Raw genomic sequence first — 8,432 nt, forward strand, 5'->3', positions numbered from 1 at the left:
CTGTTCGGTGCCCAGCAGCGCCCGGCTGTAGTCCTCCATGGCGATCAGCCTGCTGAGGTGGATGTGGTGGCTGCCCACCTCGAAGTCCCGCCAGTAGCGCTGCAACGGGTTAGACTCGGCGAAACCGCTGGTCCCGCCCAGGTCGAGGATCTTCATCATGGCCTGGCGGGCGGCGTCCAGCGCGGAGGCTCCGTGCCTGCGCGCGCGGGTGCGCTCCTCCCGCGACATGGAGCCCGCCGCCCGGGCCGAGTCGTACATGTCCGAGGCGGTCATCACGTGCTGGTAGGCGGTGTCCACCAGGTGCGTGGCCTCGCCGAGCCACTGGCGCACGACCGGCGACTCCAGCGCGGAGCCGTAGGTGGTGTCCATGAGCGGCCTGCCCTTGTCCAGCATCGCCCGCACGACGTCCAGCGCGCCGTGCGCGGTGCCGACCAGCGAGGCGATGGTGCGGTGCGCCACCGCCGCGAAGCTCTCCAGGCTGGGGAAGTTCGTCAGGCCCAGCTCGGGGTCGAGGGTGTGCTTGATGACCCGGCTGTCCGGCACGAACAGGGCGTCGTACTCGACGGTGTGGCTGCCGGTGGCCCGCATGCCCGCGACGTGCCAGGTGCGGTCGATGCGGGCGTCCCGGGGCGGGGCGGCCAGGGAGATCAGCTCACCGGTGGGCTCGCCGTCGGCGACGACCGGCACGACCGCCAGGATCATCCAGTCGCCGATCTCGCAGCCGGAGATCGTCGGGAACCGGCCGGAGACCCGGTAGCCGCCGTCGGCGCGCGTCGCGGTGGCGGAGTGGTGCCCGCCGTTGGCGCACACGAAGACGTCCGGCGAGGGGCCGAACATCTCCTTCGCGCCCTCCTTGGAGATCAGCGAGGCCAGCGTCTCGGCCGCGACGCCGATGCTGACCAGCCAGCCCGCCGAGGCGTCGCCGCGGCCGACCGCGGCGATGACGGCGGACTGGCCCCGGACGTCCAGCCCGTCGCCGCCCAGCCACTGGGGCACGCTCATCCGGAAGAACCCGGCGTCGCGCAGCGCGTCCACGCACTCCGCCGCCAGGCCGCGCTCCTCCTCACCGCGGGCCGCGTTGGCGCGCAGCAGCGGGATCAACCCGTGCGCCTTGTCGACCAGCTTCCGGACGTCCGGCGCATATCCCATATCGAGGTCCGTGGACACGCAGTTCACCTTTCGATCGATGTTGTTCCCCGGATTTCCGGCAGACCGGTGCTCAGTCGAAGCTGGTCGGGACCAGTTCCATCGCGGCGAGGCTCTCGATGAAGAAGAACACCGCGCGGAAGAAGATCAGGACATTGCCGTGGGTCAGCCGCAACTGCTTGTCCACCACCATCCGCTGGTGGTTCAGCTGCCCGGCGTGGAAACGCCGCCAGGTGTCCTTGGTGCCGACGATGACGAAATCGGCCGACACCGGTTCACCCGGCGCGACGACCTCGGCCTTGGCGCACTTCCCCTCCTGCCACGTCAGGTGGAGGTAGGTGGTGCGGCCGTCGCGCTCCTCCACGCCGAGCGCCCAGGTGTGGGAGTACGCCCCGCGGGTGGCGGCGATCCACTCCCAGTAGCTCGCCTGCTTGCGGGCCAGGGTCTCCTCGCTCGGCCCGCGGTCGAGCCGCTCGCGGACGGCCTCGGCCCACTCGTCGCCGAGGAATCGGTAGGTCTGCGCGGTCGCGGTCATCGGTCAGCCCCCCGCGATCTCGGGCTGGATGTTGTTGACCATCTCCTGGATGTCCGGCGGCAACGAGATGCCGACGTCGGACACCTTGTTGTTGACCTGTCGGATCATGAAGTGGACGACCTCCTCCTCCGAGAACCCCAGCGGCTGCAGCGGGGCCGGGACGCTGGCGCCGCCGTTCATCGCCAGCTCGGTGCGCAGCGTCTCGTGGATCTCGTGCAGCAGCCGCGGGTCCTGCTGCACCGAGTCGCGCAGGAAGCGCATGCCGAACTGGACGTGCCTGGCCTCGTCCCGGCAGGAGGCGATGAACCCGGTGTAGTAGCCGGGCAGGTAACCCTTGTTGCGGCAGTAGGTGAGGGTCAGCTTCATGATGGTCAGGGCGAGCACGCCCTCGATCCACAGGAAGTAGGACGTGGCGAACCGCACCCGCTTGGCCGGGCTCTCCGGGTCGCGGCGCAGGTCGTCGGACAGGTAGGACAGCAGGCCGAAGGCGCCCACGAACGTCTCGGGCACGTGCGGGAAGGAGGCGGTGAGCATCTCCTCGACGGAGTCGCCGGGCAGGCCGACGACCTCGCGGTAGAACCGGTCGAAGAACAGCGTGTGCCGGGCCTCGTCCTCCAGCTGGGTGGCGAGGTACATCTTGGCCTCTTCGCTGCCCGTGAGCATGAAGATCGGCAGCTCGACCTCGACCTGGCGCTCGGCGTGGTGGAACGCGGCGGCGATCTCGGTGAACGCCTTGCGCTCCATGTCGCTCATCTTGGTCCGCCAGTCGATCGCGTCCTGGGTGAAGTCCAGGTCGTAGGCGTTCCACCGGTGCGTGAAGTAGCGCTTGTAGAGGTCGATGTTCTCCGGCAGCTTCTTCAGGTCCTTGTGGACGTAGGCGATCATGTCGTCGATGTTGACGTCCTTGAGCTCGTCCAGCGTCGCGTGCTCGACCGACGCGAGCACGGCCGGTGACATCCGAGTCATCCAGTGGTCTCCAGTTCTCTTCCGCCTAGGCGGGGTCACGGGTTCGGGGCGGCGTCAGCCGCGCCCGCGGACGCCGGGGACCGGGTCCCCGGCGGACACGGGCGCGAGGTCGTGGTTGAGGATCGCGTGCTCCAGCTCCCGCAGCGGCGGGCTCGGCTCCAGGCCGAGCTGGCCGATCAGCGCGGACCTGGTGGTGCGGTACAGGGTGAGCGCGTCGGCCTGCCGCCCGGTCTCGTACAGCGCCCGCATCAGCCGGCCGCAGACCTGCTCGTTGAGCGGGTCGACCTCCAGCAGGCGCTCCAGGTCGCCGATGACGTAGGCGTCGCGGCCCAGCGCGAGGTCCGCGTCGACGCGGTCGAGCAGCACCGACGCCCGCTCGTCGTGCAGGGACCGCAGCTCCGGCCAGTCGTAGCCGTGCTCGGCCAGGTCGGCGAGCGCCGTGCCGCGCCACAGCCGCGACGCGCGGCGCAGCGTGGCGGACGCCCGTTCCCACTGGCCGGCGCGCAGTTCGGCCCGGCCGCGGCCGGCCAGGTGCCGGAACGCCGCCAGGTCGAGGGCCTCCTCGTCGACGAGCAGCGCGTAGCCCGGGCCGACGCGCCGCAGCTCCGCCGGGCGGGTGCTGCGCACGGCGGCGAGGGTGCCGCGCAACCGGAAGACGGCGTTGTGCAGGACCTGCCGCCCGGTGGGCGGGACCCTCGTCGGCCAGAGCGCGTCGATCAGCCTGCTCACCGGCACCATCTCGTTGGCGTGCAACAGCAGGTACCCCAGGGTCGCGGCCTGCCGCACCCCCCTCACCCGCACCGGGCGGTCGTCGTCGCGCACCTGGAGCGGGCCCAACACGTGGAATCGCATGCTTCCCCCCAGGCGTTCTCCGTCGGCCACCGCGGTGGTGCCGTCGATGAGGACCGTATGTCCGGGGTTCGGCGGGCTTCCAGGTCGCGGCGCGCTCATGAAGCTGCACTTCCGCTTCCGGAGGCACGGCACCGGCGTCGACGGGTGGGCCGCGCGGCGCGGCTCCGGTAGACAGCGGAAGCGGGCCGGTCGAGGACCGGTCCGCCGACCCCGTCGAAGGAGATGCGCGAAGTGATCGCACCCGTCAGCCGCACCCTCGCCGTCCGCAGCCTCTCCCCCACCGAGAGCTGGTACGCCGCGCTCGGCACCTGCGTGGGCTACACCATGGAGGTCCGCGGCCCGCTGGACCTCGACGCGCTCGCCACCGCGCTGGAGTGCGTCCGGCACGCCTACCCCGTCCTGGCCGCGCGCCTGGAACAGGTCGGCGACCACCGGGTGCTGGTCGCCGCCACCGGACCGCTGCCCGGGGTCAGCGTGGTCGAGGCCGACCCGTCGGCCCCGCTGACGGGCTACGACGTGGACCCGCACGACGGCCTGTCCGCGGTCCACGTGGTGCGCGACGGCGACCGGGCGACCGTCGCGCTGATGATCCACCACGCCATCGCCGACGGGCACCACGGCGTCGCCGTGCTGGAGGACTTCTGGTCCTGCTACACGGACGTCGTGGAAGGCAGGTCCTTCCGCCTCGACGCCCGCGGCTACCCGGACGCGGTGGAGAAGATCCTGGCCGACCGGGGCGTGGGCGACTTCGAGTACCCGCCCCCGCCGGCGGGGCCGCCGACCGGGCGCGACGCCGAGGTCCTCGACCTGCCCGCTTTCACGAACGAGATCGTCGGGTGCGAGCTGGACACCGAAGCGCTGCGGCAGCTGTGCCGCCGCGAGGGCGTCACGCTCAACGCGCTCGTGTCCGCGGCGATCATCCGGGCGGAGGCCGCCGAGCGCGGGCAGCCGATCACCGCGATCCCCTACTACATCACCGTGGACATGCGGGCCAGGCTGACCCCGCCGGTGGCGGCGGCCGACGGGACGAACGTGATCAGCTTCGTCGGCTTCACCGCGACCGACGACACGGACGGCGACCTGGTCGGCCTGGCGCGCGCGGTCGGCGCGTGCCTGCCCGAGGCGCTCGACGAGGGGACGGGCATCCGCCGGACCGCGGCCGGCATCCCGGGTTTCCTCAACGACCTCGCCCGGCCGTCCGCACCCGGTAGCGTGTTGACCACCAACCTGGGCACGATCCCGGAACTGCGCTCACCGGCGGGACTGGCCCTCGACGCCTACCGCGGCGTCCTGCACACCAAGGTCCAGGACGCGAGCGTCCTGAGCCCGACCAGCTCCGGTTCGATGCACCTCTACGTCATCTACTCGTTCAACGGCAGGACCTCCGTCGAGATCATGCTCAGCGACCCGGCCCTGCGCGAGTCCGCGCTGCGGAAGCTGGCGGCCCTGCGGTCGGGGCTGGGCGACCTCCTCGGCTGACCCGCCCCACCACGTGCTCCGCACCGCCCGCCGGTGCCCCCGACAGGTCCGGGAGGACCCCCATGACCGACCAGTTGCGCGACCTCACCCCGCCGGACGCCCCGCCGGTACCCGCCGCGGTGGTCACGCCCGCCGACCGCCGGTACGCCGACCTGGTGATCGGTTCCAACGCCCGGTTCGTCGGCACGCCGCGCCAGGTGCACGTGGTCGACTCGGCCGCCCAGGTCGTGCGGTCCGTGCAGGGCGCGGTGGACGCCGGCCTGAAGGTCGTCGTCCGCAGCGGCGGGCACTGCGGGGAGGACTTCGTGCACGCGCCGTCCTCGCAGGTGATCATCGACCTGTCGGAGCTGGACGCGATCGACTACGACCCGGTGCACGGCGCGTTCCGCGTCGAGCCGGGCGCCGAGCTGGGCGAGGTCTACCGCGCGCTCTACAAGAAGTGGGGCGTCACCGTGCCCGCCGGCCTGACCCCGACCGTGGGCACCGGCGGGCACGTCAGCGGCGGCGGCTACGGCAGGCTGAGCCGGTTGCACGGCACCTCGGTCGACCACCTGCACGCGGTCGAGGTCGTGGTGGTCGACGCGGCCGGGAAGGCCCGGTCGGTGGTCGCCACGCGGCGGGCCGACGACCCGAACCGGGAGCTGTGGTGGGCCCACACCGGCGGGGGCGGCGGGAACTTCGGCGTCGTGGTCAAGTACTGGTTCCGCTCCCCCGGCGCCACCGGGACCGACCCGACCCGGCTGCTGCCCGCGCCGCCGGCGATCGTGCTGGACAGCCTGGTGCGGTGGTCGTGGGCGGACATGACCCGGGACGCCTTCCGCAGGCTGCTGCGCAACCACGGCCGCTGGCACGAGGCGAACAGCGAACCGGGTTCGCCGTGGGCGAGCCTCTACAGCCTGTTCACCGTGATGCGCCGGCAGTCGGGCGTCCTCGACCTGAGCACCACCCTGGACGGCACGCTGCCCGACGCGGACCGGTTGCTGGCCGACTACCTCGCCGCGCTGAACGACGGGGTCGGCGTGCCGTTCACCCACGACGCGCGCCGCGACCCGTGGCTGAAGTCCGCGCTGCTGTCGCGCAGCCCGGACACGTTCAGCGGCACCAGGGCGAAGGTGAAGGCCGGTTACCTGCGCAAGGCGCTGCCGGACCGGCAGCTCGACATCGCCTACGACCGGCTGACCGACGACGACTACGACAACCCGGCCGCGGGCTGGCTGATCACCTCCTACGGCGGCGCGGTCAACACCGTCCCGCCGACGGCCACCGCGCTGGCCCAGCGCGACTCGGTGAACAAGATCGTCTACGTGACGAGCTGGACCGACCCCGCCGAGGACGCCGAGCACCTGCGGTGGATCAGGGAGTTCTACCGGGACGTGCACGCCGACACCGGCGGCGTCCCGGTCCCCGGCGAGCTGTACGACGGCTCCTACATCAACTACGCCGACGTCGACACGGCGGACCCGGCCTGGAACACCTCGGGCGTGCCCTGGCACACCCTGTACTACAAGGGGAACTACCCGAGGCTGCAACAGGTCAAGGCCAGGTGGGACCCGCGCGACGTGTTCAACCACGGGCTCTCGGTGCGGCTCCCGGGCTGACCGCCCACCGGCGCGGCGGGTCTCAGCCGGCCCGCCACGCCGGTTCCGGGCTGCGGTGGTCGCTGGGCCGCGTGCCGCGCACCCGCTTGAACGCCACGCTCAGCGCGAAGGCGTTGGCGTAGCCCACCTTCCTCGCGATCGTGCCCACCGTGTCGTCCGTCTCGCGCAGCATGTCCGCCGCCAGGGCGATCCGCCAGTTCGCCAGGTAGGCCATCGGCGGTTCGCCGACCATCGCGGTGAACCGCCGGGCGAGCGCCGCCCGCGACACCCCCACCCCGGTCGCCAGCTCCGCCACCGTCCACGGGTGGGCGGGCTTGTCGTGCATCAGCCGCAGCGCCGTGCCCACGACCGGGTCCTCCAGCGCCCGGCACCAGCCCGGGGCGTCGGCGGCCGGGTTGTCGAACCAGTTGCGCAGCACGGAGATCAGCATCAGGTCGAGCATCCGGTCCAGCACCAGCTGCTGCCCCGGGCGGTCCCTGGCGACCTCGTCGGCGAGCACCGCCGCCGGCGGGTAGATGTTCTCGGCCCGCACGACCAGCACCGGCGGGAGGGCCTGCAACAGCCGCTCGCTCAGCTCGCCGCGGCGCTCGAACGCCCCGCTGAGCAGCACGGTGGACCCGTCGTCGGGCGTGCCGCAGGTCCACCCGGAGGCGTGCTCGACGCCCTCGACCGTCGAGCAGTAGTCGGCGCTGGTCACCACCAGCGACGGCGTGGTCGAGGGGTCGTCGGCCACGGTGTAGGGCACGTCGCCGCGGACGACGGCGACGTCACCGGCGTCGACCGGCACCGGCTCGCCCCGGTCGGGGATGATCCAGGCCCGGCCGCGCAGCATCGTGGCCAGCGTCAGCGGGGCGCCGCTGGCCATCCGCAGGGCCCACGGGGGTCGCATGATCGCCTGCTGGAAGAGGGCGCCGTGCGCCCGGACGTCCGCCAGCAGGTCCGAGACAGCATCCATACCCACACTGTAGACGCAAAGACATCAAACAAAGAGTCTCAGCCATTGATGCTCTCGGTTACCCCCGGTTGGATGAGGTCATGTCTGACCAACCAATTCTCGTCACCGGGGCCACCGGCAAGTCCGGCAGCCGCGTCGTCAAGCAGCTCCGCGCCCAGGGCCGCCCGGTCCGCGCGGCTGCTCGGCACGGTGAGCACGTCTTCGACTGGACCGACAGCGGCACGTGGGACGCCGCTCTCGAAGGTGCCCAGTCGGCCTACATCGTGCAGCTCGACGGCACGATGCTCGTCCGCCCGTTCGTCGAGCTGGCGGTGAAGCACGGCGTCCGGCGGATCGTGCTGGCCTCGGGCCGCGGCATCGACAACCCCGACTACGCGAACGACAGCACCGGCATGCTGGAGGGCCTCCTCGACAGCGAGGCCGCCGTGCGGGAGAGCGGCCTGGAGTGGACGATCACCCGTCCGGGCTGGTTCGCGCAGAACTTCAGCGAGGGCTTCTTCGCCGACTACGTCCGCGCCGGTGAGCTGCGGCTGCCCGCCGCCGACGGCGCGGCCAGCTTCGTCGACGCCGAGGACATCGCGGCCGTCGTCGTCGCCGCGCTGACCGAGGACAAGCACTCGGGCCAGATCTACGAGCTGTCCGGCCCGGCCGCGATCACGCTGGCCGAGGCGGTCGCCGCGATCTCCGAGGCCGCCGGCCGCGAGGTCCGCTACGTGCCGCTCTCCGTCGAGGACTTCGTCGCGGAGCTCGTCGAGCAGGGCCTGCCGCGCGAGGACGCGAGCGTCTTCGCGGACATGGTGGAGCCGCTGCGCAACAACACGGACGCCTACCTGTCCGACGGCGTGCAGCGCGCCCTCGGTCGCCCGCCGCGGACCTTCGCGGAGTTCGCCAAGAGCACCGC

8 protein-coding genes are annotated in these 8,432 nt (G+C 72.1%); 3 read left to right on the forward strand and 5 right to left on the reverse strand.

Annotated features, from left to right (window positions below; all coding sequences use genetic code 11):
- The 4 genes from ACR807_RS39740 to ACR807_RS39755 form a co-directional block, all read right to left on the reverse strand.
- Window positions 1–1,167: acyl-CoA dehydrogenase family protein (locus ACR807_RS39740; protein ID WP_438926703.1), on the reverse strand; the 1,167-nt coding region annotated here is incomplete at its 3' end.
- 52 nt (window positions 1,168–1,219) lie between these two features.
- A complete protein-coding gene (locus tag ACR807_RS39745; RefSeq protein WP_438926704.1) occupies window positions 1,220–1,681 on the reverse strand; it encodes a hypothetical protein in 462 nt (153 codons plus the stop codon).
- A 3-nt stretch (window positions 1,682–1,684) separates the two neighbouring features.
- On the reverse strand, window positions 1,685–2,647 hold the full coding sequence (locus ACR807_RS39750) for a ribonucleotide-diphosphate reductase subunit beta (protein WP_438926705.1): 963 nt from the start codon (window positions 2,645–2,647) through the stop codon (window positions 1,685–1,687).
- Window positions 2,648–2,701: 54 nt separating this feature from the next.
- On the reverse strand, window positions 2,702–3,499 hold the full coding sequence (locus tag ACR807_RS39755; protein WP_438926706.1) for an AfsR/SARP family transcriptional regulator: 798 nt from the start codon (window positions 3,497–3,499) through the stop codon (window positions 2,702–2,704).
- A gap of 231 nt (window positions 3,500–3,730) precedes the next feature.
- Here ACR807_RS39755 and ACR807_RS39760 point away from each other — a divergent pair, with 231 nt between their 5' ends.
- Complete coding sequence (locus ACR807_RS39760; protein WP_438926707.1) at window positions 3,731–4,978, forward strand: phthiocerol/phthiodiolone dimycocerosyl transferase family protein; 1,248 nt, start codon at window positions 3,731–3,733, stop codon at window positions 4,976–4,978.
- A 62-nt stretch (window positions 4,979–5,040) separates the two neighbouring features.
- Entirely contained in the window at window positions 5,041–6,576 is a 1,536-nt protein-coding gene (locus ACR807_RS39765) for an FAD-binding oxidoreductase (RefSeq protein WP_438926708.1), read from the forward strand.
- 22 nt (window positions 6,577–6,598) lie between these two features.
- Here the strand turns inward: ACR807_RS39765 and ACR807_RS39770 are convergent, their stop codons facing one another.
- Window positions 6,599–7,531 carry an AraC family transcriptional regulator gene (locus ACR807_RS39770; RefSeq protein WP_438926709.1) on the reverse strand — a complete coding sequence of 311 codons (933 nt, stop codon included), beginning with the start codon at window positions 7,529–7,531 and terminating at the stop codon, window positions 6,599–6,601.
- Between the two features lie 80 nt (window positions 7,532–7,611).
- On the opposite strand from ACR807_RS39770, the gene ACR807_RS39775 reads away from it, so the two are divergent.
- Window positions 7,612–8,432 (forward strand): NmrA family NAD(P)-binding protein (locus tag ACR807_RS39775; protein WP_438926710.1); only part of this gene is annotated, 821 nt, incomplete at its 3' end.

This window comes from Saccharothrix sabaoui (assembly GCF_051756985.1).
In the GTDB taxonomy this organism is placed as follows: domain Bacteria; phylum Actinomycetota; class Actinomycetes; order Mycobacteriales; family Pseudonocardiaceae; genus Actinosynnema.

Excerpts from the sequence above, each read along its gene's own strand:
- ACR807_RS39745 (WP_438926704.1), bottom strand. The coding sequence starts at position 1,681 with ATGACCGCGACCGCGCAGACCTACCGATTCCTCGGCGACGAGTGGGCC.
- ACR807_RS39755 (WP_438926706.1), bottom strand. The coding sequence starts at position 3,499 with ATGCGATTCCACGTGTTGGGCCCGCTCCAGGTGCGCGACGACGACCGC.
- ACR807_RS39770 (WP_438926709.1), bottom strand. The coding sequence starts at position 7,531 with ATGGATGCTGTCTCGGACCTGCTGGCGGACGTCCGGGCGCACGGCGCC.
- ACR807_RS39765 (WP_438926708.1), top strand. The coding sequence starts at position 5,041 with ATGACCGACCAGTTGCGCGACCTCACCCCGCCGGACGCCCCGCCGGTA.
- ACR807_RS39750 (WP_438926705.1), bottom strand. The coding sequence starts at position 2,647 with ATGACTCGGATGTCACCGGCCGTGCTCGCGTCGGTCGAGCACGCGACG.